The sequence below is a fragment of the Rhodococcus sp. 05-2254-2 genome (genome assembly GCF_002259095.1).
Classification (GTDB): Bacteria; Actinomycetota; Actinomycetes; order Mycobacteriales; family Mycobacteriaceae; genus Rhodococcoides.
Window position 1 is genome coordinate 297,901 of sequence record NZ_NOZJ01000004.1, and the last position, 25,598, is coordinate 323,498.

The following is a 25,598-nucleotide window of genomic DNA, read 5'->3' on the forward strand; positions in this document are numbered from 1 at the left end:
TCTCAGTCGGCGCGATACCGCACCCAGTCGACCGCCATGGTCGCCGGGAACGGCGTGGAGTTGTCGGTGGGGCCGGGCCAGTCACCGGCGACGGCGACGTTGAACAGCAGGAAGAACGGCTTGTCGAAGACCCAGTAGTCGTTGCCGCCGGTGAGGTCTGCCGGAGTGATCGTGGCCAAGGTGGTGCCGTCGATGCCGGTGGTCACGCGGCCGGGAGAGCGCTCTACCCAGTAGGTATGGAAGTTCTCGGACAGTGGCTCGGGCGGAATCCCGCCTGCGTCCACCTTCTGGCTGGTCAACGAATCGGGTTGGGGCGCATGGATTCCGGTGTGGTATTGATCGGCCTGGTTCAACGTCTCCATGATGTCGATCTCGCCGGACAGCGGCCAGCCGACCGAGTCCAGGTCGGTACCGAGCATCCAGAACGCCGGATGCAGTCCGGCTCCGGCCGGCATCTTGATCCTGGCCTCGATGCGGCCGTAGGTGAACTCCAACTTGTCCTTGGTGGTCACTCGGGCCGAGGTGTACCCGTCACCGTTGCGCATCGCGTTGATGACCATGTGGCCGTCACCGTCGAGAGACGAGTTCTCGGTCGAATCGGTGTAGTCCTGCTTCTCGTTGTTGCCCCAACCGGTCTGTCCGACATCGTGACTCCAACGGTCGTCCGACATGGCATCGCCCGCCGTGCCCGAGAAGTCGTCGTAGACGGTGAATCCGGGCTTGGCGGCTTCGGTATTGGACGCCGACGTCGTGGAGGTGGCGTCGACGGTGCCCTGCGCAGTGGAGTCGGGGTCGGCTCCGTCCGAGCGCTGCGTCATCCCGTACACGGTTCCGGCGACGACCAGACCCAGCACGACGAGGAACGCCAGAACGGAAGGCCAGCGTCGACGTGGAGGCTCGACGATGAGCCCGGTTCCTGGTAGCCGCGAAACCTCGACGGTCCCCGTTCCGGACTCGTGGCTCGATGCGGCATGACGACTCACGCGGTCTCGTCGACGTTCTTCGGAACTCGCGTCGCGTTGAACTGCGAGACCGACAGCACGACTATTCCCACGAGAAGCGCATAGGTGGCGATGCGTTCCATGCTTCCGATACCGAGACCGAACTCGTGACCGCTCATGTAGGCGAAGTAACCGGCCAGACCGACGGCACCGAGCGCGGTCACGACGATGCGAATACCGCGCGGCAGACTCCGGTGCCCGCCTGCGACGACGAGGCCGAAGTTTCCGAAGATGAAGAACGCGGTGGCTCCGAACGAGTGAATGGGGTAGTTCACGCCCTGGTTGACCAAGCCGGCGGTCATGGCACCCGCGCCGGCCACGAGGAAGAACGACGCGGCCCTGCCGTCGATCCGGCGAACGATGTACCAGGATGCGCCCACCGCGGCGATTGCCACACCGAACAGCACCATCGAGGCGTTCAGCAGCACGTAGAGCTGGCTGCACGGCCAGTTGCCGGTAGGCCCGCAGAAGGGAACGCCGAGCTCGCTGATGTAGTTGTTCCGGTAGCTGTAGAGACCCCGCCACGTGGCCGAGACGATGTACTCGAGGAGAACGAACTGCACCACCGACAAGCCCGCCCACCGAGCGACGTGGGCAACGAAGACCGATCGCTTCGTTGCAGGCGCAACGGTGCTCGACGTCGGACTGTTCGCTTCGGGTTCGGTGGGGCGCTTCGCTTCGATGGTCATGCGGTCTTCTCCTGAGGGGCCAGCAATGCGAGGGGGTTCGCTGCTACGAGATCGAGTGCGGCTTGCACTGTGTGGCGATCGAAAACATTGTCGTGGAACGACGCCGAGACGAACACGACCGAACCGATGGTCTCCATCGTGATCATCACCGACTCCGGTAGTCCCGGATCGGCGATCACGAAGAAGGCGCGGTCGGCGGGCTCGGCAACCCAGGAGACCTGCTCCAACTGCCTGACCCTACCGAGATCGGAGTACATGAGCTGAACTCTGGGGCGAACCGGAACTTTGTCCCCGAACACCCCGGAGACGGCCTTGTGTTCACGCTTGTATTTGATGGTGCTGATCGTCGCGGATGCGATGGGACGGCCCTTGGCGATGGCACCGGACAGTGCCCCGTGCACCTCCCCGGCCGAGGTGGGATCGATGTCGGAGAAACGGATCCCGGCTGCGAAGTTGCCGAGCACCACCGTCGACGGCGGAAGGTAGCGGCGGCAGTCGAACAGAAACGCCGCGGAACGATCGAGCGACAACGACGTGCGCGCGAACGCCGCAGCCACGGCGGCACACATCACCGCGCTGACGCTCGCGCCGGGCAGGTGGGATTCCCGCCACCGCCGGATCGCATCGGTGGTACCCGACTGCGTCACCACGGTGGCCACCGCCGCGGACGGTGCCCACGGCCGAAATGCCGTCGGCGATGCGGTGTCCGGCGCAGGCGCGGTGGCTGCGTATTCCGGGTTCGGGCCGGGACGAACGCGGTCGTGGATCGTGTCCAAGACTTTCCTGGGATTGCGAACGATCCAGCGCAACAGTGCTTTTCGGAGAGGATGACCGTCGACGGGCCTGCTCGCCCACGCCGGAAGCGGGGCGTCGGGACGTGCGTCGGCCAAGTAGGCGAACAGGTCGACCGGCAACAGAGCGTCGCCGATACCGTGATTGAGATCGAGGAACAGGTAGCGACCGGCCAGACGGATCCGCAGAGTGATCTCGGGAACGGACGCGTGCGAGAACTCGGTGAGCTCCTTGGCCAACTGCTCGTGATCGACGGCGGGTCCCTCGACGATGTGCTCGACCACCCGCTCCGGCTCGTAGACCCAGCCGACCGAAGACTGGTCGGCGCGCAGGCCCAGCCGCGTCGCAGGACCGATCGAGGCCAGTGCGAGTACCCGGCTCCGTACTCGTGCGAGATCACCGAAGTCCGCGGGTCCCAGCACGGTCACGATGCGCGAATCGGACCGAAGCATGTCCAGTGAACTGGCGCGATAGGTCTGAGTCATGGTGCCGTCCTGTGTTGAGCGTGGACAGGGATGCGACGCGGTGACGGTTCGTCGAGCTGCGGCCGGCCGTCCTGTGGCTCGCGACGGGGCGGTTCCCGGTGCCGAGGTTCGGCGTGTCGGGGTTCTCCGTGACGGGATCGAGGTGGACGGACGTCGCTGTCGTCGATCGGCCCGCGAGGTCCGGGGGAGCCCGACGGCCCCGGGCCGTCACCGGACTCGCCGTTGCTGCCTGCGGACAGCTCACGAATCCATCGGACGAGCGGCACGATCAGAACGAGTGCGCCGAACGCCTCCGCGGCGAGGTACGCCCAGCCGACGGCCGCGATGCCCATCGACGACGACAGTGCCACCGAGCCGCCGATGATGATCGAGGTGGCCACCACCTGCACGATCACGGCCAGTCGCATGCGCCGACGGACCCGAGCCAAACCGTCGTACAGGGAACCGACGACGGAGAGCGGGATGGTCAGCGCGGCCAACTGCACGATGATGGTGCCCTGATCGCGATAACCCTGGCCGATCAGGCCGAGTCCGAACGGTGCAACGAACGCCAGGAAGATCGACCCACCCACCGCGACGATGCAGACGAGGGTCATGAATCGCTTCGTCAGGCGGTGGAATTGCGCGGGGTGGGCAGCGACCTCGGCGACGTACGGTCCGATCAACACGCTGATCAGAATGTACAGAGCACTGACGATCGACCAGGTGAGCGAGAAGTAGGCGTTCTGCTCGGCACCGAGGGTGGCGACGACGATCATCGGCACGAGCAGCGGAGCGAGCGAGCCGAGCGCGGTGATGCCGTACGCCGAACCGAAGTACGCCCACATCTCACGCCGGGGCGGCAGATCCGGCTTGCCGGCGTACCGCTGTTCGGTGCGGACGTTCTTCAGGATCGCGCGCAGGACGAAGATCGACGCCACGATCGCGGGGACGGCCCAGGCGGAGATGATCGAGGTACTGCGCTCGGTCGAGAAGAGCGCCAACAACAACACGAACTTGAAGACGGCGTGAAAGACGTTCTTGGCGGCCGCCCATCGGGCGACGCCCAGGCCGGAGGAGGTCTGATCCTGCAGCGCGAACACCGCGAGGACTGCGACGAAGAACGGGAACGAGACGATTTCGGCGGTATTGGTGAACATCTCGTCCACCGGCGCGACCAGCAGGAAGCCGCCGCCGAGCACGAACGCGAACGCGGTGACGGTGAGGTAGCCGCGCACGATGAACGACTTGGCCAACCGGCCCGAGATCGGCAGGAATCGCTCGTACATCGAACCGAGGCTCAGATTGGACAACGTGGAGAGCATCACCGCGGAGGTGATGACCGCCGACGCGCTGCCCACCTCGGCCACGGGATAGAGCCGACCGGCCGCAGCCCAGAACAGCAGGCCGAGTGCGCCGGTGATGGCCGTCGACAGCATCAGGGCCATCGAGTTGAGCGCGAGGTTGCGATCGGACGCCTTCGAACCCGGTCCCGTCTCGGGTGCCGGATGCTCGACGGGGTCGGCGATCGGAGACACATCGACCGAGTGAACGGGATTGTGCCGAGGCACGGTCGGCACCGGCATCGTCGGGCTGTTCATCAGGCCCAGGTCGAACCGCGCCGGTTCGACCGGGTACCACCGAAGTTGTTCGAGCTGCTCGTGTTTGGGTGGCGCAATCCTGGGAGCGCGGTGCTTCACAACCGAACCTTCCCCACCGGCACGGGAGGCGACGGAGCAGTGATCTCGAGGTCGAACGCAGCAGCAGTGGCCGCGAGAAGTTCGGCTCGGACGTTCTCGCGCAGGTCGCGACCGTAGAGCGAGTGATCACCGGACTCGAACGAGGTGACGGTGGGCACGGACGATCGGCGCTGGAGCCGGCGCATTCCCTCCGGGCCCCGATTGGCCTCGAACCAGGCGGTGTCGTTGGGGGAGAGCAGAACTCGTGTCTGCACCCGGCGGTCGCTGAGAATGCGCAACGAGATCTCGGGAACCTGGATCAATCCGCGCCGGCCGAGCCAGATCCACAGGGCATACGGGATTCGCGGCTGCAGTGCATTCTTGGTCCGTACACCCCAGTGGTGCAGACGGTCGAGTGCGCGAGCCTTCAGTCCCGTCTCCTCGATGTGCATCGAGGAACGCTTGACGAATTCGAGTCGACGAGTGGTCCAGTCCAGGGTGTTGAGCAGTACTGCGGCACGAACCCCCAGTTCCCGGGCGGCGAAGCTGGAATACCAGGAGCCCGAGCACATTCCGGCCACCAGGACGTTGTCCGGGGTCGACCCAGACTGCCGGACGGCGGTGAGTGCATCCTCGTTGCCCTCGTCGCTGTAGAGCCGGGTCAACTCCGTATCGGCCACGGTTCCGCTTTCGCCGGTGCCGCGACGATCGAAACGCACCGTGGCCACTCCGAAGCGAGGCAGTAGCCGCGCCAGTTCCACCCACATACGGACCGGACCGACACGGTGCTCGTTGGCGGTGGGATACAACACCACGGTCGGTCCTCCGGGCAGGCACAGATCCGAGGACGACCGAATCGCGAAAAGCTGCTGTGCGCCCAGGTATTCGATGCTCTCCTGAATTCCGTCGACCACTGATCGCGATCGACGCTCCACCGCGACGTCGGCCGCGGGCGTCGCGGGGAACTTCGAAGCCGTCCACGTCGCGAGGTAGGAGATGTCGGACGTCGGGATGACGACCTCGAAATCACTCGGCTCGAGAAAGTCGTCGTGCGCGGTCAGTGTGTGTTCCTGAGCCGAGAGAGTCTCGACGACCCTGCGTACCGGCTTGGTATCGGCTCGCTCGGCGCGCGTGGCCACCAGCACCGGCGCGTCCGTTCTCGTCTTCGCGGCATCGAGCACGGAGAAATCGGCAGCCGAATCGGGATGCAGCACAGCGCCGATGATCGACACCCTGGGATCTGCGTCGGAGTCGGTGGTCACGCTCACCGAATACAGCGCGCGCTGCTCGTGCAGATACGACCGTCCTCTGACCACCGGATCCCACAGCGTCATCGCGGTGAGCGGGCCACACTCGGCGGCGACCGAACACGCCAACAAGGCGCCGACGCGCAGACCCACGAGACCGACGTCGTTCACCCCGCAACCACGAACGTAGGCGACGGCTTCGACGATGCTGCGCTGCCAGTGCGCCACCGCGTCGGGCTGATCCTGATCGCCCCACGAATCCCCGGTGCCGCGATAGTCGAACCGCAGCACCAGAAGTCCCTGCGCACACAGCTTCTGCGCGAGCAGGGTCATGCCGCGATACGAATCGACCTGTTCCTTGCCCAGTGGTGGGCACAGCACCACACCGCCGCGCGCCCGACCGCCGGACGGCACGTGGACGGTGCCGAACAGCGGTGAGTCGGCCGGGCCGAACCACATCGGGTACTTGCCGCCCGCCGTACGCGAAGAGCACTCGGCGGGAACTGAGCCGATGCGCCGGGGAGCGGTGCGGGAACTGTTCACAGTTTGGTCCTTCGTGTACGTACACGGGTGAAGCGGTATCGATCAGTTGCGCAGTGCGGCAGGCCAGGCCGATCGATCGAGTCCATGGGTGCGGAGCATCGCCAGGGCGATGCGTTCCATGCCGAAGCCGACGCAGGCGCTGTGGGCCGGTTCGCCGTCGACGGTCTCGATGCCGAAGGTGTGCCCGAAGTGATCGCGGTGGCAGTTGCACGAGACGACCGCGGTGCCCTCGTCGAGATCTCCGTAGAGCTTGACGACCAGTTCGGTCTTGAGGTTCTCGTTGCGCTGGTTCGCCGCGAGCATGCGTCCGGCGCGACCGAAGAACGGGTCGTTGGCGATGACCGCCTCGGCTTCCAACCCCAGATCTGCCAGCACCTGGAGACCGCGCGGTACCCAGCGTTCGCGGTGTGCGATCGCGTCTTCGGGGGTGCCGACTCGAACGAACTCGTGCATCCGAAATGCCTGCATCCGAGCCGGATCCACCGCGGGCTCGTGCCGGAAGCAGTAGCCGTAGATGTCCATCAGCGTGCCCTCGTCGGGCAGCGTGCCGGTGAGCATCGAGTACGACGGATGGCAGGCAGCCGAGACCAGCATGGTGCCCGCCGAATGCAGGAAGTGATCCCAGTCCTTGCCGTCGGATCGTTCCGCCAACAACGCAGCGTGTTCCTTGTTGTCGCCCTCGAACGTGTTGATGGCGCCGGTGAGGTTGGGGAACGACGCGATGTAGTCGGTGCGCTCGAAGGCTTCCCGAGGGAAGACCGGTGCGAACCGGAATCGAGTGGCCTGACGGCCGTGTTCGGCGACGCCTGCCTCGGTGACGCGGGCATCGACGAACTCGATGATGTCCTCGAATTCGCCACTGCGCCCGTACAATCCGGGGATCGAGCTGGGGACCAGCAAGCCGGCGTCGACGAGCTCGGCGCGGAAAGCGGCTCGGGCCGAGTCGAGTTCGCTGATGTCTGTTTCCGGTGCGGAGTGTGTGGTGGTCATCATTTGCCCTTGTAGACGAGGGAGAGCTGGGCGTTGTGCCCCAGGATGCGTTCGTTGCTGACCATGATCGCGGACCCGTGCGCGTCCCGAAGATGACGGCCGATGCTCATCTCGCCGTCCTGTCGGTACCCGGAGATGCCGCAGATCTGCAGTGCCTTGCCGACGATGTCGATGACGAGCGTCGACGCGGTGACCTTGACGTTGTTGATCTTGAGCGCGAACCCGATGGCTCCGAGCTCGGCGGGGCTCTCGGCGACGGCCTCGAACTTGGCTGCGGCACCGAACACCGTGTCCACCAACTGCTCGTGCACCACCATCAGCTCCGCGAGACGCAGCGCGCTCGGCGGCGGCGTTCCCGGAGTCTTGCGTGCGGCCTTCTGCACCGACTTGCGCGCCTTGGTGACCGCCGCGTCGGCGATGCCGAGCCACGCAGATCCCCACAGCACGTGCGCTACCGGAAGCATGGTCTGAGCGGAGATGTCGCCGTAGTTGTCGCCCAGGATGTTCGACGTCGTCGTGCGCGCGTCCAGCATGAAGCCGGGGCTGCAGGTGCCGCGAAAGCCGAGGGTGTCCCAGGTGCCGGTCTTGACGAGCGTCACGTCGGGCTTCTCGCACACCACGAGCACCTGATCGCTCGGCGGGCTGTCGACGCTGCGCCGCGCCGTCGCCAACACGATCTGCGCGTACTCGCCGTAGGAGATGACCGGTGCGTTCTTGCTGAGCGTGATCTGCTCACCGTCGTACTCCACCGCACAACTGCTCGAGCGGACGTCGCCGCCGATGTTGATCTCGGTGGTGGCCGACGCCACCAGTATGCGATCGGTCACGATGCGACGCTGCAGGTCTGCCATGGCGTCGGACTTGCCGTGGCGGACGATGCTGAGCACCTGTGACTGGTGCATCACGAAGATCATCGCGGTCGATGCGCACTCGGCACCGAGGGCGCGCGAGATCCGGGCTATGTCGGTCAGTGTTGCCCCGCCTCCGCCGAACTCCCGCGGAATTCCGACCCCGAGCAGGCCGGCGTCGCGCAGCGCATCCACCGATTCGGTGGGAAAACGGGCATCGCGATCGACCTCGTCGGCGTAGGTCCGCAGTACGGCCAGCACGTCGGTGATCGACTGGTCGATCGAGCTCTCGTAGACGGTGGTCATGGCCTCAGTCCGTCAGCTGGGCGATGGCCGCGGCGATCGCGTTGATGCTGCCGAACGTCGACTTCTGCAGCATGGTGTCGGGGAATTCGACGTCGAACTCGTCCTCGAGCGCGATCATCACGTTGACGCTGGCGTGCGAGGTGAGGCCGCTGTCGTAGAGATCGGCAGCTTCGTCGATGCCCTCCACGGGAACCGGCAGCTTTCCGAATTTCTCCAGAACGGTTCGCACTCGAACCACGTCGTGAGCATTGAGCGTCTGCATCGAAACCTCCACCGATCGCGTTAACCACGAGACCGGACGGCCTCGTCGTCGACTCAGGGTCGGCTGGCAGTGTGCCTTTTCGACCCAAAGTCTCCCCAGACCCTCTTAAACAATATCGTAGATTGTTTAGTAGCGTTACCGGGATGCCCGCATCGGGTATCCGAGCCGCCGTACACTTCGAGAGGAGCGGGGGCTCGTACGGGCGCCGGATCGGGCGTCGAAACACAATCTGTGAAGGACTGTCTGGTCTATGGGTGGAGTCTGCGGGGTGTCAGTGGGTACCGGTGCCGTGCGCATCGCGTACATCGCCGACGGCCGCCGCGTCGAGGACTCCATCGACGCAGAGGGTGCGCACGACCTGCTGCCCGGCAAGCTCGCCGACCTCGGGCCGTTCGAGGACATCGTGCTCGCCGGATGGGACACCGCAGCCGTGACGGCGCTGCTGGAGACCCTCGGCGACGGCACCGTGCCGAACGCTCGCATGGTCGAGGAATCCCACGCCCTGCTCGCCTATGCCCGCACCGTTCCGGAACTGGCCGACAAGGACTACGTCCTGGTCGTGGATTTGGGCAAGAAGGGGTTTTCGGCCACCGCACTCGATGTGGCGGGCGAGTACGTCGAGTGGACCGCACGCACCGTCGACATCAGCGGTGACCGCTTCGACGAGGTGGTCCGCGGCATCGTGATGGCCAAGGGCATTCTGCCGGCTCCGGTCGGCCCCGAGGGCGATCAGGAGTACCAGGCCTTCTTCCGCGAGCTCAAGGAGTTGGTGAGCACGTCGGTCGGCGTCCGGGCACCCAACCGCGGCCCGATGTTGCTCAGCCGAAAGGAATTCGAGCGAGAGATCACACCGCTCGTCTCCGACGCCCTGGACTGGGCCTCCAAACAGGCACCCGATGCCGTACTGCTGATCGGTGGCGGTGCAGGCATCCCCGCGGTGCGCACCATCATCGAGGACAAGTGGAACGTTCCCGTCCACGTGCCCGACGACCCTGCAATGGCCATCGCCGAGGGTGCGGCACTCGACGAAAGACCCGCCGAAACCCCTTTCGACGGCTCTCTCCACGCCGATGTGGGAATCATCACCGTCCCGGACGACGCGTCGGAGCTGATCGATGCGCCCGAGCTGCTCGCCGAGCCGGAGACGCTGGACTTCGACACCGTCGAGCCGGAGACGCTCGACTTCGACACCGTCGAGGAGTGGTTGGTCGACGGCCTCACCGTCGACCAACTCGCGACCGAGGATCTGACGATCCCGTCGACCACCTTCGATACGGCCCCGGCAGACATCGATCTCGACGAACCTGCACTCCTGCAGCCCGAGGTGCTCGAACCCGCAGCACCCGAGCCGGGGGTCGTCGCCGAGCCGGTTCGCCGCGGCCGACGCACCTGGTCGATTCGGGACGCGTCCGTGCTCGCCGCCGTGAGTCTGCTGATCGTCGCGGTGGTGGGATTGGTGTTCACCCGGGGAAACACGCCGCCGCCCACTCCGCTGATCGACCAGCAGATTCCCATCGATTCCACGTTCGCCGCTGCGCTTTCTGCCGTCGCGGGCCCGGCCGACGGGGTCGATCCGGGACCCGCCGAGCTGCCGGTGCTCGGGCCCGTTCGATTGTCCGACGCGGACCTGTACGAGCGGGAGTTCACCTACGCGGGCGAGCTGTACCTACCGACTGTCGATCCGGAGCTGCCGGAATAGACCTCGGGTCCGGTTCGAGCAGGCCGGGTGGGGAGCGCGACAGGTTTCACTACGCCCGGCTCCGCCCACCGCCGGGGCGCGCGCCCCGCCGATTCGGCCGAAGCGGTAACCTGGCGCTCTGGACGAGGTGGATCGCGTCCGAAGACAACTGCCGATCGAAATGAGGCCGACAACCGTGACTGTGCTGCTTGGGGTGTCCATGGGGACCCGAGCCGTGCGCACGGCGCAGCCCCGAGCCGAGCAGTTCGGGTCACCCGTCGGAGACCCATCCGGCCTGGTCACCGACATCGACCGGCCCCTGTTCTTCCGCAACGAACTCATCGACAGTGTCGGCAGAGACCTTCCGCATCTGGCCGCCGAATCGATCGGTGCCGCAGCGGAGAGCGAGCCCGAACTCGCCACCGGCGTCGCCTACCGCGACCCCCGCCAGGCCGACGCGTTGCATGCTGCCCTCAGCGGTGCGCGCCTGCACAACTATCACCTGGTCCCCGAGGTGGAGGCCGTCGTCGAGTACCTGGCGGCAACGGGCGAGGCCCGCAACTGCAATTCCGTCGCACTTTTCGACCTCGGAAGTTCAGGACTGACCGTCAGCGTCGTGGACCTGGTGCAGCGCACCGTCATCGCCTCGCAGCGATCCGGTGCGTACAGCGGAGATCTGCTCGACGCCTACGTGCGCAACAATCAGCTCCAACGCCTCGGCAAGCAGTCGACCGACCCCGACATGGCGTTGTTCGAGAAGCGCTGCCGCATTGCCAAGGAGCGCTTGTCCACTCAGGACGCGGTATGTCTGCCCGACGCCAGCGGCATGATCCTGCTCTCTCGGGAGAACTTCGAGCTGCTCATCACCGACCTGCTCGACGAGGCCATCGAGTTCGCGCGCGACGTGATGATCGGTGCCAACGTTCCGATCGACGCCGTCGTACTGATCGGCGGTGGAGCTCGCATGCCGATAGTGCAGAAACGCGTCGGACCACTGCTCGAACTCCCGTCGATCGTGCCGACCGAGCCCGAGACCGTCGCGGCACGTGGAGCGGCACTGGCCGCTCGGCCGCATTCACGCACGCGAACCGGAACGAGACGGGCACCGAATCGGCAGGCGACGTCCGCTGCGCCGATGACCGCCGAACCCACGTCGCGGGTCCGCTCGGAACCGGCTTCCGTGCCGCCGCCGCTACCCGCGCCGGTCCGTCCGGTTCCGGCGAATACCGAGTCTCAGCACGCCGCGCCCGGTGTGCCTGTCCAGGCTCCCTCGCCGGCGCGTCCTGTTCCGGCCCGTCCCTGGATAGCGGCGGCAGCGGTCGGCGCGCACTCGCAGGACACGGTGTCCGAGGTGCCGGTGCCCGAAGTGCCGGTGTCCGAAGTCCCGACGTCAGAAGGCCCGGCCGATCCCACCGGTACCTCGGGAGAATTCGCTTCCTCGAGGTTCACGGACTCCGCCGAATTCGGTGCAGTCGATTCGGTTCCGGAGACCTCGCCGGTGGTGGAAGATGTTCTCGACGACCACGTGCAGGGGGCGCGGGTCGACGGGGAGGTCGTTGCGTTGAGCGCGAACACGGGGGATTCGTCTGCCGAGAACTCTGCTGCCAAGCCAGAGGCAGCAGACGACGGCAAGCCGGTTCCGTTCCAGCTGAAGAACGTCTACTGGCTCGACGCCGATTACGACGACGACGACGGCGAGGACGACCGCACTCGGGCTCGGCGCAAGCTCCGCACCGGAGGTGTTCTCGCGCTCGGTCTCGCGTTGGTGGTGGGCGGCTCCGCGTTCATGATCACCCAGCAGAACACACCACAGGTGGTCGACACTTCGGTCAGTCGGAACCAGACCGAAGCTCCCGCTGCCACCACCACGGTGCCGCCCACGTCGGTGACACCAGCGCCGGTGTTGCCGCCGCCCGCACCTGCACCGGAAACCACGGTCGAACCGACCACCGTGCCACCGGAGACCGAGGTCTACCAGGAGCCGTGGACTCCGGAGCCGACGACGACCACGGCCGAGCCTGCGCCGCCGCCACCCGTCGAGAGCGTTCCTCCGACGACGCAGCAGCCACCGCCGCTGATTCCGGGATTCCCGGATTTCACGCTGCCCGGTTTCCCGCCGATTGCCCCGCCCGCTCCCTGACCCGATTCACTTCTCTCCGTGAGTGTTTCGCGGCCTGATGTGCTCGAAGATCAGGATGGTCTCGGTAGCGGCCACAGCAGGGTCGGCGCTGAGATTCTCGACGACGAAGTCGCGAAGAGTGGCGGTGTCGACGGTTGCCACATGCACCAGGAAGTCGTCCGCACCGGCAATGAAGTAGATGTTCAGCGTCTCCTTCCGTGAGGCGATCTTCGAACCGAATTCGCTGATGCGTCGTCGAGCATCTGCTTGCAGCCGAACCGAGATCATGGCCTGAATGCCCTGGCCGAGTGCCTCGGGGTCTATCTCGGCGTGGAAGCCGCGGATGACGCCGCGTTCGACCAGAGCACGAACCCGCGCCAGTGCGGTCGACGGTGCGATCCCGGCCGCGGCAGCGAGCGCGTTGTTGGGTGTACGGGCGTCGCGGCGGAGCTCGTCGAGCAGGATGTGGTCGATTCGGTCCAGTGGCACCGACCGAACATCGTTCGACCGAGACCCCGCTTCACCCGTCTCGAACGAACTATTGCTCACCATTCTGGTATTGTACAGAATTATATTCACTTCCGTTGCAGGTATTTCGTAGATAATTCATAGTTGGCCTACACGGATGGAGCCCCGGCTTCACATCACCCGCCACCGAGGAGGCCGCCATGAAGATCGGAATTCCACGCGAGATCAAGAACCACGAATACCGGGTGGCCATCACCCCGGCAGGCGTGCACGAACTGGTCTCGCGAGGACACGAAGTGATCATCGAAACCGAGGCAGGAGCCGGTTCGTCGTTCACCGATACCGACTACAAGGCCGCCGGGGCGCAGATTCTCACCGATGTCGCCGAGGTCTGGGAGACTGCGGACCTGCTCTTGAAGGTCAAAGAACCTATCGCCGAGGAGTATTCACGCCTGAGGAAGGGGCAGGTGCTGTTCACCTACCTGCACCTCGCGGCGTCCAAGCCTTGCACCGATGCGCTGCTCGAGTCGGGTACCACCGCCATCGCCTACGAAACAGTCACTGCTGCAGACGGTTCCCTGCCGTTGCTCGCCCCGATGAGTGAGGTTGCCGGACGCCTCGCGCCGCAGGCCGGTGCCTACCACCTGATGTCCAGTGAAGGCGGGCGCGGAGTTCTGATGGGCGGAGTTCCCGGAGTCCGCCCCGCCAACGTCGTGGTGATCGGAGCCGGCGTGTCCGGAAGGAACGCCACCGCAATCGCTTTCGGCATGCACGCCGACGTCACCGTGCTCGATCTCGATGTGAAGGCGCTGCGCGCCATCGACGATCAGTACCGCGGTGCGGTGAAAACTCTGGTATCCAACGCTTACGAGCTCGAACAGGCCGTTCTCGCAGCGGATCTCGTCATCGGCGCAGTGTTGGTACCCGGAGCGAAGGCGCCGAAGCTCGTGTCCAACAGTCTGGTTCAGCGTATGAAGCCGGGTTCGGTTCTGGTCGACATCGCCATCGATCAGGGCGGCTGCTTCGAGGATTCGCACGCCACCACCCACGCCGATCCCACGTACAAGGTGCACGAGTCGGTGTTCTACTGCGTCGCCAACATGCCCGGTGCCGTACCGCGCACCTCCACCTACGCGCTCACCAACGCCACCCTGCCGTACGTCGTCGCACTCGCCGACAAGGGTTGGGAAGCTGCCTGCGAGGCGGACCCGGGTCTCAAAGCCGGCCTGAGCACGCACAACGGTGCACTGTTGTCGGAGACCGTCGCCGCTGCGTTCGCCTGAGCGGCTGCGCCGCACGTGCACGAAAACTCGTAGCCCACTACGAGCTTCCACTCACGTGCGGCGGAGCCGCTCACGCGCTGTGACGGCCGGAGCGCCTGCTCTTGCGGGTGGGTGCCGTCGCCCGGCGCTGCGCTCGGTTGGAGGGCCCGCCCACGTTGATGGGGCGGGCCAACAGCACGGCGATCGCCGTGGTCAGAGGAACCGACAGGGCAAGCGCCACACCGCCGACTGCGGAGCGGACGATCTCGATGGCCACCGAATCGCCGGTGAGCACGTCCTGGATGGACCGGTCGGCGACACTGAAGAGCAGCAGCAACGGCAGTGCGCCACCGGCGTAGGCGAGCACGAGGGTGTAGACGGTGCTGGCGATGTGATCGCGACCCACCCGCATCGTGGCGGTGAAGATCTCGCGCCGCGACGCCGTCTCGTCGACCGAGGCGAGCTCGAAGGCCGCTGACGCCTGCGTGATGGTCACGTCGTTGAGCACACCGAGCGAGCCGATGATGAAGCCGGCCAACAGTAGACCGGTGACGCTGACGTTGCCGATGTACGTCTGTACGGCGGTGTTCTGTTCTTCGGACAATCCGGTCAGGTGGGTCATGCGGATGGCGACGTACGACAGCACCGCCGCCACCGCCATCGAGGTGAGGGTGCCCAGCAGCGCCGAGCTGGTCCGAAGGTTCACCCCGTGCGCCAGATAGAGCACGGCATAGAGAATCACCGCACCGGCGACGAGGGCCACCGGAATGGCGGGTGCACCGTCGAGCAGGGCGGGCAGCATGAACACGACCAGCACGGCGAACGCGATGAGCAGGCCGACCAGTGCGCGGAATCCCCGCCAACGGGCGACGATGCAGATGACCACCGCGAACACGCCGACGATCAGCGCCAACGGTAGCCCGCGGGAATAGTCGTTGAAGGAGTAGCGGACTCCACCGGCAGGGTCGGTCTGTACAACCAACCGGATGTCCTCGCCGGCACTCAGGGTCGGTTGCCCGGGCCCCGGAGCGATCTCGAGTACCGTGCGCTTGCCCGCGTCCTCGCCCGTGGTGATGTCGACGATGCTGCGCTGACATTCGTAGGAGTCGTTGACCGCGGGGGTCGGGTCACCGGTGAACGGTCTTCCGGCGTCGGGACTTCCGCAGGGCCCGATGCTCTGCGAGGTGATGGTGCCCGCCTCGGTGGACACTGCGCCACCGCCGGAGGTCTGGAACGGCAACGGGATGTCGACGCTCTGCTGGCTCGGCCACAGAGCGATCGCACCACCGATCACGGCGATGGCAATGGCGACCAACAGTCCGACGACGACCTTGGCCGCCACCGGTCCCAACGGAACCGGAGTATCGCTGTGGCCGTGCCCGTGCCCGTGGCCCGCGTAGGAGTCGAGGCTCGGCTTGGTGCCGTCGGGAGGATTGCCGTGTGGTTCCACCATGCAAGGCTAGTACGGGGCCAGGTTGGTGACAGATGCGAGGAGCTCGGTGGCGGGGAGCAGGGGGGGCGTCCCCCGCCACCACCTGACCGACCCGGGGGGGAGGGGACGACCAGGGCTCGCGGGCACCGAAGTGCCGTCCGCCAATGTACAGATCATTCGTCGCCGAGGCGGGATCACACCGATGTTTTGTGCATCACTTTCAACTACTTTCGAGTAACTTCCGGTGTCACTGCTTGTACGACGCGAGGAAGTTACCGAACCTCTCGATCGCCACCGCCAGGTCTCGCGCCCACGGCAGAGTCACGATGCGGATGTGATCGTGGCCGGGCCAGTTGAATCCGGTGCCTTGAACCACCAGGATTTTCTCCTGCAGCAACAGGTCCTGGACCAGCTTTTCGTCGTCGTAGATTTCGTGTACTTCGGGGTCGAGTCGCGGAAACGCGTACAGCGCACCCCGCGGTTTGACGCACGAGACGCCGTGAATCGCGTTGAGTTTCTCCCATGCGACGTCGCGCTGCTCGAGCAGACGGCCGCCGGGCAGGATCAGATCCTCGATGCTCTGGTATCCGCCGAGAGCGACCTGAATGGCATGTTGCGCAGGCACATTGGGGCACAGTCGCGTCGACGCGAGAAGGTCGATGCCCTCGATGAACCCTGCGGCGTGCGCCTTCGGTCCGGTGATCGCGAGCCAGCCGGCGCGGTAGCCGGCCACTCGATACGCCTTGGAGAGACCGTTGTACGTCAGGCAGAGCAGGTCGGGAGCCAGGCTCGCCAGCGAGGTGTGCTCTGCGTCGTCGTAGAGAATCCGGTCGTAGATCTCGTCTGCGAGCAGCAGCAGCTGGTGCTTGCGTGCGAGATCGACGATGCCCTGCAGCACCTCCTTCGAGTACACCGCACCCGTCGGATTGTTGGGATTGATCACCAACAGTGCGACGGTCTTCGGAGTGATCTTGGACTCGATGTCGGCCAGATCGGGATTCCAGCCGTTCTCCTCGTCGCAGATGTAGTGCACGGCTTTGCCGCCGGACAGCGTCGTCATCGCCGTCCACAGCGGGTAGTCCGGAGCCGGGATCAGTACTTCGTCACCGTCGTCGAGCAGTGCCTGCATCGTCATCGTGATGAGCTCGGACACCCCGTTGCCGAGGTAGATGTCGTCGACGTCGAGCTCGGGGAAGCCCGGCTCGAGCTCGTATCGGGTGACGATGGCGCGCCGCGCGGACAGAATGCCTTTCGATTCCGAGTACCCCTGCGCCACCGGCAGCGCCGCGATCATGTCCCGCACGATCACATCGGGGGCCTCGAACCCGAACGGGGCCGGATTGCCGATGTTGAGCTTGAGGATGCGGTGCCCCTCCGCCTCGAGCCGCGCGGCATGGGCGTGTACCGGCCCGCGGATCTCGTACAGCACGTTCTGCAGCTTGGTCGACTGCTGCAACGTGCGGTAACGCGGCTGGGAGTGGATCTGCGGAGTGGTCACCCGTCACATCGTGCCAGGTGGGTGCCACGTAATTCCACGAGGTTGTTTCGCCCGAGATGTCGGTGGCGGGTGGAACAATCTCGTTCCATGTGCGGACGGTATGCCAGTACCCGGAGTGACAGTGACCTGCAGGCGGTGTTCGACATCGCCGAGACCGTCGGTGCGGAGGTGCCGCCGTCGTACAACGTGGCCCCCACCCAGACGGTCCGGACGGTGCTCGAGCGCGCACCGAAGGACGAACCCGAGGCCGACGCCGTGCGACAACTGCGGTCGGTGCGCTGGGGTCTGATCCCCTCGTGGGCGAAGGACGCCAAAATCGGTTCTCGACTGATCAACGCCAGGTCCGAGACCATCACCGAGAAGCCGTCGTTCAAGAAGGCGGCGAGCCGTCGACGATGCATCGTGCCCGCAGACGGCTACTACGAGTGGGAAAAGCGCGACGGCGCGAAGGTGCCGTACTTCCTGCACGAGGGCTTGGATAGTGGTCGTTCCGCGGGCTCCACTCCTGGAGTATTGGCGATGGCCGGCCTGTACGAGCTGTGGCGAGACCCCACCAAGGCCGAGGACGACGAGGATCGGTGGGTCTGGTCGGTCACCGTGCTCACCTCTCCTGCAGCCGATGCGCTCGGGCACATTCACGATCGCTCGCCGGTGGTGCTTCCGCCGGAGCTGCGCGCGAGCTGGCTCGACCCCACTGTGACCGATCTCGGCGACGTGCAGGATCTGTTGGCGGCCATCCCTGAGCCGCGGCTCGAGCCCTACGAGGTGAGTACCGCGGTCAACAGTGTGAAGAACAACAGCCCGGAGCTGTTGGTACCGGTGTAGCGGTGGCTCAGGCGAGTCTCGTGCGGCAGATGTCTGCGATCGCGGACCGCTCGTCCGGGGACAGGTCCTCGGCGACCGGCGAGTCCAGGATGCGACGCAATCGCTGGAAGTAGGTACGCGCGTCGATGCCGAATGCCACGTAGATGTCCTCGTCGCTGCCTCCGCCGTATCCCCGCCAGGTTCGGCCGAAGGTCAGAATTTCGTGGTCCACCGAATGGGTAGTGGTCCGGCGCATGGTGTCCCCCTAGTGCTACTCGACCCCCATCATCCGGGTCATGGTTGAAGGGCCGGTGAACAACGCGTTACGTGCATGTCAGTTCACTAAGGTGGACGGCGTGACTGCTCTCGCCTTCGGATCCTGGCCCTCGCCCATCACCGCAGCAGATCTGTCGTCGGCGGGCCACCCCGTGGAGGGCGGGCGCTTCGTCGGCAGCGAGATCTGGTGGTCGGAACTGCGGCCCGCCGAACAAGGCCGAACGGCCATCTGCCGGTATGTCGACGGAGAAGTGCAGCCGGTTCTGCCCGCACCGTTCAACGCCCGCACCCGCGTCCACGAATACGGCGGGGGAGCCTGGACTGCGACGGCCGACGGAGACCTGGTGTTCGCCGAGTTCTCCGATCAACGCGTCTACCGACTCACCCCCGGCGCCGCACCCGTCCCGCTGACCCCGAAACCGGCTGTGGCGTCGAGCATTCGGTACGCGGACCTCTCGGTGGTCGGCACCGACGTGATCGCAGTTCGCGAGATGCACGACGCAGGCGCGGTGTCCCGAGACATCGTGGCCATCGATCTCGGCGGCGGCGGGGTGCGCTCGCTGGTGGCGGGTTCGGACTTTCTGGCGTTCCCGAGACTGTCACCCGACGGCACCCACATCGCTTGGATCGCGTGGAACCACCCGCAGATGCCCTGGGACGGAACGGAACTGCGCGTCGCCTCGCTGGCCGAGCCGTCGTCCTGGACGGTTCTACTCGGCTCGACCGAGGAATCGGTGCTGCAACCGGAATGGATCGACGACGAGTCGCTGTACGCAATCGGTGACCGAAGTGGTTGGTGGAACCTGTATTCGGTCAAGCTCGACGGGTCGGTCACGCCGCTGCTGACGCTCGACGCGGATTTCGGTGCTCCACTGTGGCGGTTGGGATCGAGTTGGTACGAGGTGCTGGACGACGGGACACTGCTCACCGTGCGGACTGTCGGCACCGACACCCTTGCGCTGCTCGACCCGGCGTCCGGAGTGCTGGAGGACATCGCGCTCGACGGTATGACCTCGGTGGGGCTCGGTGGGCGCTCCGGCTCGACCGTGCTGATCAAGGGCGGCGGAGCGTACGTGGCAAGCGCGCTGTTCGCACTCGACCTCGAATCTCGTGAACTGACTGCTGTGCGTTCGGGTTTCGAGTCCGTACCCGACAGCGCATACCTCCCCGAGGGGCGTCAGGTGACGTTCCAGGGGCCGAACCGTGAGGTGCACGCCATCACCTATGCGCCGCGCAACCCCGACTACGAAGGCCTGGACGGTGAACTGCCGCCGTACGTCGCCTTCGTCCACGGCGGCCCCACGGCGCACGTGGCACCCGCTCTGAACCCGTTGTTCGCCTACTTCACCAGCCGCGGCATCGGCGTCGTCGATGTGAACTACGGCGGTTCCAGTGGATACGGCCGCGAATACCGCAACCGGCTGCGCGGGCAGTGGGGAGTGGTCGACGTCGAAGACACCATCGCCGCGGTGCAGGGGCTGGCCGACAGTGGACTCGCCGACCCCGCCAGATTGGCGATCGAAGGTGGCTCCGCGGGCGGGTGGACGGTCTTGGCTGCGCTGACATCGTCCGATGTGTTCGCTTGCGGCGCATCGTACTTCGGAGTGGCGGAGCTCGAGCTGTTCGTTGCCGAGACCCACGACTTCGAGTCTCGCTACATCGACGGGCTCATCGGACCGTTGCCCGAGGCCATCGATCTGTACCGCACCCGGGCACCGGTGAACAACGTCGACGGACTCTCTTGCCCAGTGCTGTTGTTGCAGGGACTCGACGATCCGATCGTGCCGCCGTCGCAGGCCGAACGATTCCGAGATGCCATGGTGAGCAAGGGGATACCGCACGCCTACCTGGCTTATGCGGGTGAATCACACGGGTTCCGCAAACTGGAAACACAGGTGAACGCACGCGAATCCGAACTGTCCTTCTACGGCCAGGTCATGGGGTTCACGCCGCCCGGAATCCCCGAGCTGCAGCTGTGGCGTCCCTCTAGCTGAGTGGTGGGTGCGCGCGCTTCGCTTCCAGAAACTCGAGGAGTGCACTGGGGATGGCGCAGTACTTGCTGTTGCCCTCGGACAACTTGTTGCCCACCTCGAACGCTGCCTTCGACGGACCGTCGTTCTCGAGGATGAGTGCACAGAGGCGCTCGTCGGTGCGGCCGGATTCGCAACACTGCTCGACGTGCGCTCGGTCGTCCGGCGACAGAGCCGTCCACCACTCGTCGTAGCGGCGAAAGAGCTTGTCCGCGTCGTCGGTCATGCCTGCTCCCTACTTGTCGGTACGCCTTCGCGTCCGACCATACTCACGATGTCCGATTCGGCCACTTCCGAGGGGGGTTCGCGGGAACCTCACACCGGTTGTGCAGGGTGCGCGCCTGCATTTCGACGCGAGGACGGGCGCGCGGTCGGTAGAAGGGTCGCTCGGTGGCGTCGGCCGGCTCTGTCGGCAGCATCGCGGATCATCCGATCGACGAGCTCGGGGCGATCGAGATCCGACCAGGCGATTCGCACCACCTGACGGCCGGTTGCGCGAATACGATCCTCGCGGCGCTTCTCCTCCCACAACACATCGGCCGCAGACTTCCCCTCGGGCACGTAGCGCCCGTACTTCACCTTGCCGTCGAATTCGAGAACAGTCTCGATGTCGGGCAGATTGAAATCCACGCGCCCGACGAAGCCACGGGAATCCGTGATCGGTACCTGCAGCTGTGGGGTGTAGCCCAGTTGATGCAGCACTACGCGGGTGCGTGATTCCCCGACACTCTCGGACCGGCCGTCCATGAACTCCGCAACCCGACGCGCCAGCCGATTGCCCGGATGGTTCGGGCACGAATCCAGTGCTGCGACAACATCCTCGGCAGCGAGTCCGCGTTCTCCCGCTGCGAAGTCCGCGATGCAGACAGCCGTCTCGAACGGAAGTGAGCGAGCGCAATCGGCAACTGTGCGCGCCAGAGCGGTGACCCGAACGCCGTCGAAGTCCACGACTTCCTCGTCGGTGTACGGCGAGGTGTGCACCGCTCGAACGGCGCTGCTCCGACCTCCGCCCCGGGCGCGATTGCGCGTGATGTGCACCCGGCTCAGGTCGGCATTCCACACATCGAGACCGTGGAAGACAGCCGCACTCACATGGCTGACAACGGCGTCGGAGGCGATGGTTGCGTCGAACACGGCCTCGGTGATCACTCGATGCTTGTCTTCCCTGGGCAGGGCGTCGAATTCGTCTCTGCTGACGAACCGTCCGGGACGGAGTCGACGCCATGCTCGCGTTCGGCAGTAGCGCTGCAATTCTGCGTCGGAAATTCCGCGGGAGAGTGCGTCGGATCGCGAGACGATGCGGGTCATGAAGAAATGCTCTCGGGCGCAATCGGTTTCGGCAAGACCCCAGTGGCCGATTGTGGATAACTCGCTGCCTGTGGATAACTCGCTGCCTGTGGATAACTCGTGGGAGTGGACCTCACACCCCTACCGACGACTGCGCGCCCCTGCTCGGCAGTGAGCAAGGGCGCGTAGTCGATAAAAGGGGTGTGAGGTTACTTCCGGCGACCTGGAACCTTGGCTCCCGGGGCGAATCCGAGTCCACCGGCCTTCGGCTTGGGTGGCGTGCGGTCATCCGAACCACTGGACGGAGTGTCCGACGCCTCGGCGGGTGCCTCGGTGCTGGCCGCCTCGGCGGGTGCCTCGGTGGTCGACGCCTCGGCGGGTGCCTCGGTGGGTGCTTCGGCCGCGGATGCCTCGGCTGGTGCCTCGGTGGTGTCCGACGCCTCGGCTGGTGCCTCGGTGGTGTCCGACGCCTCGGCGGGTGTTGCCGCTGCCGCACCCGGTGTCCGTGCGCCCGGCTTCTTGAATCCGGACTTCACGGCCAGGCCCTTGGGCTTGACGGTCGGCTTGGATTCTGCGACAGCCTCGGCGGCGGGTGCTTCCGACGCCTTAGCCTCGGCAACCGGTGCCTCAGCAGCAGGTGCCTCGGCAGCAGGTGCTTCGGAGACCGGAGCCTCGGTGGCAGGCTTACCCGGTGCCTTGGCTCCCGGCTTCTTGAATCCGGACTTCACGGCCAGGCCCTTCGGCTGGACGGTCGGCTTGGATTCGGTTGCAGCAGAAGCCGATTCCGCAGGTGCGTCAGTGGTCGACGGCTCCGCGGCGGGAGCCGCGGTGCCCTCGGCCGGCTTACCCGGTGTCTTGGCACCCGGCTTCTTGAATCCGGACTTCACAGCCAGACCCTTGGGCTTGACGGACGGAGTCGATTCCGAGGCCTCGGCAGAAGGAGCTTCGGCAGCAGTGTCGGCAGGTGCAGGTGCAGCCGCCTTCGCGCCGGGTGCCTTGCCCTTCATCTGCAGACCTTTGCCACCGGGTGCCTTGCCGCCTGCCATTCCGAGACCCTTGGGCTTGGCCGCGGGTGCAGCCTCCTCCGTAGGCTCTTCGGCCTTGGTGGCAGAACCGGGTGCCTTCGCTCCCGGAGCCTTGGCCAGACCCTTCATCTTCAGACCGCCGCCGGCCTTGGGCGCCGGAGCTGCCGGAGCGGACTTCGCCTCGGCCGGCTCCTCGACGGGGGCGATGCGTTCGGCCTCTTCGACCTCCATCGCCTTTTCGGTCGCGAGCTTCTCCTCCGGAGTGCGCTCGCGGGGGATGACCTTGATGTTCTCGCCCAGTACCGAGGACTCGACGCGGGTGATCGACTCGAGCATCAGCTGCGCGACGTCGACGACCTCGACGCCCTCGTGTGCGCCGCCTTCCTGACGTGCAGTGACACCGTCGGTGAGCATGACGCGGCAGAACGGGCAACCGGTGGCGATCTTCTTCGGGTTGGTCGCCAGTGCCTCGTCGACCCGGTCGATGTTGATGCGCTTGCCGATGTTCTCTTCCATCCACATGCGAGCGCCACCGGCACCACAGCACATGGACCGCTCACCGTGGCGCGGCATCTCCTTGAGATTGGAGCCCGACGCGGCCATGAGCTCACGCGGAGCGTCGTACACCTTGTTGTGGCGGCCGAGGTAGCACGGATCGTGGTAGGTGATGTCCTGGCTGACCGAGGCCACCGGGATCAGTTTCTTCTGGCGCACGAGGCGGTTGAGCAGCTGCGTGTGGTGCACCACCTCGTAGTCACCGCCGACCTGCGGGTACTCGTTGCCGAGCGCGTTGAAGCAGTGCGCGCAGGTGACGACGATCTTGCGCTTGCTCTGCTCGACGCCGTCGAACACGCTGTTCAGCGTCTCGATGTTCTGCATCGCGAGCTGCTGGAACAGGAACTCGTTGCCCGCGCGGCGAGCAGAGTCGCCGGTGCAGGTCTCGTCCGCACCGAGCACCATGAACTTCACGCCTGCGGTGGCGAGCAGCTCGGCGACGGCCTTGGTGGTCTTCTTGGCGCGATCCTCGTAGGCACCGGCACAGCCGACCCAGAAGAGGTACTCGTAGTCCTGGAACGAATCGGCGTCCTGGCCGAAGACCGGGATGTCGAAGTCCATCTCGTTGATCCAGTTGAGGCGGTCCTTGGAGTTCTGGCCCCACGGGTTGCCCTTGTTCTCGAGGTTCTTGAACAGACCTGCGAGCTCGGACGGGAATTCCGATTCGATGAGCACCTGGTAGCGACGCATGTCGATGATGTGGTCGACGTGCTCGATGTCCACCGGGCACTGTTCGACGCAGGCACCGCACGTGGTGCAGCTCCACAGCACCTCGGGATCGATGATGCCGCCCTCGATGGCGTCGGCGACGAGCTTGCGATCGGCCTCGTCCCGAGCGTTCTGCGGGATGGCGTCGAGCGCCTTCTGGTCGACGTTGCCCTCGGAGTCGACGAGTCCGACCTCGTCGCCCGCCATGTCCTTCTTGCCGCCGGCCAGCAGGTACGGGGCCTTGGCGTGGCTGTGGTCGCGCAGCGACATGATCAGCAGCTTGGGGGACAGGGGCTTGCCGGTGTTCCAGGCGGGGCACTGCGACTGGCAGCGTCCGCACTCGGTGCAGGTGGTGAAGTCGAGCCAGCCCTTCCAGCTGAAGTCCTCGATCTTGCCTGCGCCGAACGCATCGACGTCGGGGTCGGCCTCTTCCATCTCGAGGACCTTGCCGCCGGACATCATCGGCTTGGCCGGGCCGAGGGCGACGGTACCGTCGTCCATGCGCTTGAAATAGATGTTGGGGAACGCGGTGAAGCGGTGCCACGCGATACCCCAGTTGATGCGTGAACCGACGATGTAGAGCCAGATCATGCCGGACATCAGCTTGATGAACGCGAACACCGCGACCATGTTCGAGTTGGCGGGCAGCAGCTCGGCCAAGCGGATCGTGAAGAAGTCCGTGTACGGGTTCCCATGCCCGTAGGTGGCGATCTTGCCTGCCTTGACGAACACCATGCCGAGGCCCTCGATGAGCACGACGGCCTCGACGAAGTAGGCGGCTTTGAACCCGGAGCCGGCGAAGCGCGACTGACGCTCGGGCTTACGCGGGTGGTTGAGCTGGCGAATGATGATCAGCGTGGTGATGCCGATGACCGTGCCGAGTCCGAGCAGCTCGTCGATGAGGTGGTAGGCCGCGGTGTCACCGATGATGGGCCAGTGGAACTCGGGGTTGAACGTCTGGCCGTATGCCTCGAACCAGACGATGGCACCGAGCATGAAGCCGATCATGACCAGCCAGTGCGCCCAGCCGACGGTGCGGAACTTGACCATCTTGGTGTGGGCGAGGAACTCGACGACCATCTGCTTGAAGCGAGGGACTATCGGTCGCCAGCGGTCGGGTGCCGGCTGGCCGAGTCGCACGATGTTGAACATCCGCAGGCCACCGCGAATGAAGACGTACCAACACACGAGGCTGAGCAGAGCACCGACTGTGCCCAACGTGATCGTCAGGGCGTTCATGTCGCGGCCTTTCGTTCAGGTGGCAGCTGGGGGCTACCGCGGGTTCGGCCCGTCGAGCTGGCTGACGGACTATGTTACTCGCCAGTAGCAGTTTTGCCGTACTGACGGGTAACTTAGCACCACCGAGTGAAGCGGTGCTGGTGGGTGGGGAAGTGAGGCCGTCCGACGGGTGGGCTGAACTCGTCGGTAGGTTGTCTCGCAGATCACCGTATGCGTAGGCCGTCGAGGTGCTGTCGAGAAGGCAGTCCTTACCTACTCCGTTCGTGTGGCGGGATGTCGCCGACGGGCCGCCTGGGGCCGGTGGGATCACGCGCTCGGTCTTCCTCGATCGTTCGAACGATCGACATCTCCGATCCCAGCGTGACGTGACTCGAGTCGCTGTGCTGCGAATATCCA

20 protein-coding genes are annotated in these 25,598 nt (G+C 65.6%); 5 read left to right on the forward strand and 15 right to left on the reverse strand.

What is annotated here, in order from left to right; translation table 11 throughout:
• Positions 1-2: 2 nt before the first annotated feature.
• Genes CH283_RS07535 through CH283_RS07570 form a run of 8 tightly spaced genes read right to left on the reverse strand, consistent with a single transcriptional unit; the run spans position 3 to position 8,821 of the window.
• Positions 3-983, reverse strand: coding sequence for a glycoside hydrolase family 16 protein (locus CH283_RS07535; RefSeq protein WP_255183130.1), 981 nt, complete (start codon positions 981-983; stop codon positions 3-5).
• Positions 980-1,690: a DUF998 domain-containing protein gene (locus tag CH283_RS07540; protein ID WP_094640806.1), complete on the reverse strand. Its 711-nt coding sequence runs from the start codon at positions 1,688-1,690 to the stop codon at positions 980-982. Before CH283_RS07540 ends, CH283_RS07535 begins: the two co-directional genes overlap by 4 nt.
• The gene (locus tag CH283_RS07545; RefSeq protein ID WP_094640807.1) at positions 1,687-2,967 is read right to left on the reverse strand and encodes a hypothetical protein; all 1,281 of its coding nucleotides are present in this window, start codon (positions 2,965-2,967) and stop codon (positions 1,687-1,689) included. The genes CH283_RS07540 and CH283_RS07545 overlap by 4 nt, the downstream gene beginning before the upstream one ends.
• The gene (locus CH283_RS07550) at positions 2,964-4,646 is read right to left on the reverse strand and encodes a lipopolysaccharide biosynthesis protein (RefSeq protein WP_176460196.1); all 1,683 of its coding nucleotides are present in this window, start codon (positions 4,644-4,646) and stop codon (positions 2,964-2,966) included. The genes CH283_RS07545 and CH283_RS07550 overlap by 4 nt, the downstream gene beginning before the upstream one ends.
• Positions 4,643-6,415 carry an alpha/beta fold hydrolase gene (locus tag CH283_RS07555; protein WP_231893801.1) on the reverse strand — a complete coding sequence of 591 codons (1,773 nt, stop codon included), beginning with the start codon at positions 6,413-6,415 and terminating at the stop codon, positions 4,643-4,645. The genes CH283_RS07550 and CH283_RS07555 overlap by 4 nt, the downstream gene beginning before the upstream one ends.
• 42 nt (positions 6,416-6,457) lie before the next feature.
• The gene (locus tag CH283_RS07560) at positions 6,458-7,405 is read right to left on the reverse strand and encodes an amino acid--[acyl-carrier-protein] ligase (protein WP_068055441.1); all 948 of its coding nucleotides are present in this window, start codon (positions 7,403-7,405) and stop codon (positions 6,458-6,460) included.
• Positions 7,405-8,559 carry an acyl-CoA dehydrogenase family protein gene (locus CH283_RS07565; RefSeq protein ID WP_094640808.1) on the reverse strand — a complete coding sequence of 385 codons (1,155 nt, stop codon included), beginning with the start codon at positions 8,557-8,559 and terminating at the stop codon, positions 7,405-7,407. The genes CH283_RS07560 and CH283_RS07565 overlap by 1 nt, the downstream gene beginning before the upstream one ends.
• Before the next feature lie 4 nt (positions 8,560-8,563).
• Positions 8,564-8,821 carry an acyl carrier protein gene (locus CH283_RS07570; RefSeq protein ID WP_032396368.1) on the reverse strand — a complete coding sequence of 86 codons (258 nt, stop codon included), beginning with the start codon at positions 8,819-8,821 and terminating at the stop codon, positions 8,564-8,566.
• Positions 8,822-9,089: 268 nt separating this feature from the next.
• Here CH283_RS07570 and CH283_RS07575 point away from each other — a divergent pair, with 268 nt between their 5' ends.
• Positions 9,090-10,520, forward strand: coding sequence for a hypothetical protein (locus tag CH283_RS07575; RefSeq protein ID WP_141215216.1), 1,431 nt, complete (start codon positions 9,090-9,092; stop codon positions 10,518-10,520).
• A gap of 175 nt (positions 10,521-10,695) precedes the next feature.
• A complete protein-coding gene (locus tag CH283_RS07580) occupies positions 10,696-12,639 on the forward strand; it encodes an Hsp70 family protein (protein WP_094640810.1) in 1,944 nt (647 codons plus the stop codon).
• A 6-nt stretch (positions 12,640-12,645) separates the two neighbouring features.
• Here the strand turns inward: CH283_RS07580 and CH283_RS07585 are convergent, their stop codons facing one another.
• Complete coding sequence (locus tag CH283_RS07585; protein WP_068055430.1) at positions 12,646-13,170, reverse strand: Lrp/AsnC family transcriptional regulator; 525 nt, start codon at positions 13,168-13,170, stop codon at positions 12,646-12,648.
• A gap of 116 nt (positions 13,171-13,286) precedes the next feature.
• On the opposite strand from CH283_RS07585, the gene ald reads away from it, so the two are divergent.
• Positions 13,287-14,369: an alanine dehydrogenase gene (gene ald / locus CH283_RS07590; RefSeq protein WP_094640812.1), complete on the forward strand. Its 1,083-nt coding sequence runs from the start codon at positions 13,287-13,289 to the stop codon at positions 14,367-14,369.
• A gap of 70 nt (positions 14,370-14,439) precedes the next feature.
• Here the strand turns inward: ald and CH283_RS07595 are convergent, their stop codons facing one another.
• Both CH283_RS07595 and CH283_RS07600 read right to left on the reverse strand, forming a co-directional pair.
• Positions 14,440-15,801, reverse strand: coding sequence for a YibE/F family protein (locus CH283_RS07595; RefSeq protein ID WP_068055425.1), 1,362 nt, complete (start codon positions 15,799-15,801; stop codon positions 14,440-14,442).
• A 226-nt stretch (positions 15,802-16,027) separates the two neighbouring features.
• Positions 16,028-17,278: a pyridoxal phosphate-dependent aminotransferase gene (locus CH283_RS07600; RefSeq protein ID WP_094640813.1), complete on the reverse strand. Its 1,251-nt coding sequence runs from the start codon at positions 17,276-17,278 to the stop codon at positions 16,028-16,030.
• 87 nt (positions 17,279-17,365) lie between these two features.
• On the opposite strand from CH283_RS07600, the gene CH283_RS07605 reads away from it, so the two are divergent.
• A complete protein-coding gene (locus CH283_RS07605) occupies positions 17,366-18,103 on the forward strand; it encodes an SOS response-associated peptidase (RefSeq protein ID WP_068055418.1) in 738 nt (245 codons plus the stop codon).
• 7 nt (positions 18,104-18,110) lie between these two features.
• Here the strand turns inward: CH283_RS07605 and CH283_RS07610 are convergent, their stop codons facing one another.
• Positions 18,111-18,338: a DUF3263 domain-containing protein gene (locus tag CH283_RS07610; RefSeq protein WP_068055415.1), complete on the reverse strand. Its 228-nt coding sequence runs from the start codon at positions 18,336-18,338 to the stop codon at positions 18,111-18,113.
• A 100-nt stretch (positions 18,339-18,438) separates the two neighbouring features.
• On the opposite strand from CH283_RS07610, the gene CH283_RS07615 reads away from it, so the two are divergent.
• Complete coding sequence (locus CH283_RS07615; RefSeq protein ID WP_094640874.1) at positions 18,439-20,352, forward strand: dipeptidyl-peptidase 5; 1,914 nt, start codon at positions 18,439-18,441, stop codon at positions 20,350-20,352.
• Here CH283_RS07615 and CH283_RS07620 read toward each other — a convergent pair.
• From CH283_RS07620 to CH283_RS07630, 3 genes are all read right to left on the reverse strand, one after another.
• Positions 20,345-20,614: a hypothetical protein gene (locus tag CH283_RS07620; protein WP_094640814.1), complete on the reverse strand. Its 270-nt coding sequence runs from the start codon at positions 20,612-20,614 to the stop codon at positions 20,345-20,347. The genes CH283_RS07615 and CH283_RS07620 overlap by 8 nt on opposite strands.
• An 89-nt stretch (positions 20,615-20,703) precedes the next feature.
• On the reverse strand, positions 20,704-21,696 hold the full coding sequence (locus CH283_RS07625; RefSeq protein ID WP_094640815.1) for a type IV toxin-antitoxin system AbiEi family antitoxin domain-containing protein: 993 nt from the start codon (positions 21,694-21,696) through the stop codon (positions 20,704-20,706).
• Positions 21,697-21,884: 188 nt separating this feature from the next.
• A complete protein-coding gene (locus CH283_RS07630) occupies positions 21,885-25,202 on the reverse strand; it encodes a (Fe-S)-binding protein (RefSeq protein ID WP_094640816.1) in 3,318 nt (1,105 codons plus the stop codon).
• Positions 25,203-25,598: the final 396 nt, after the last annotated feature.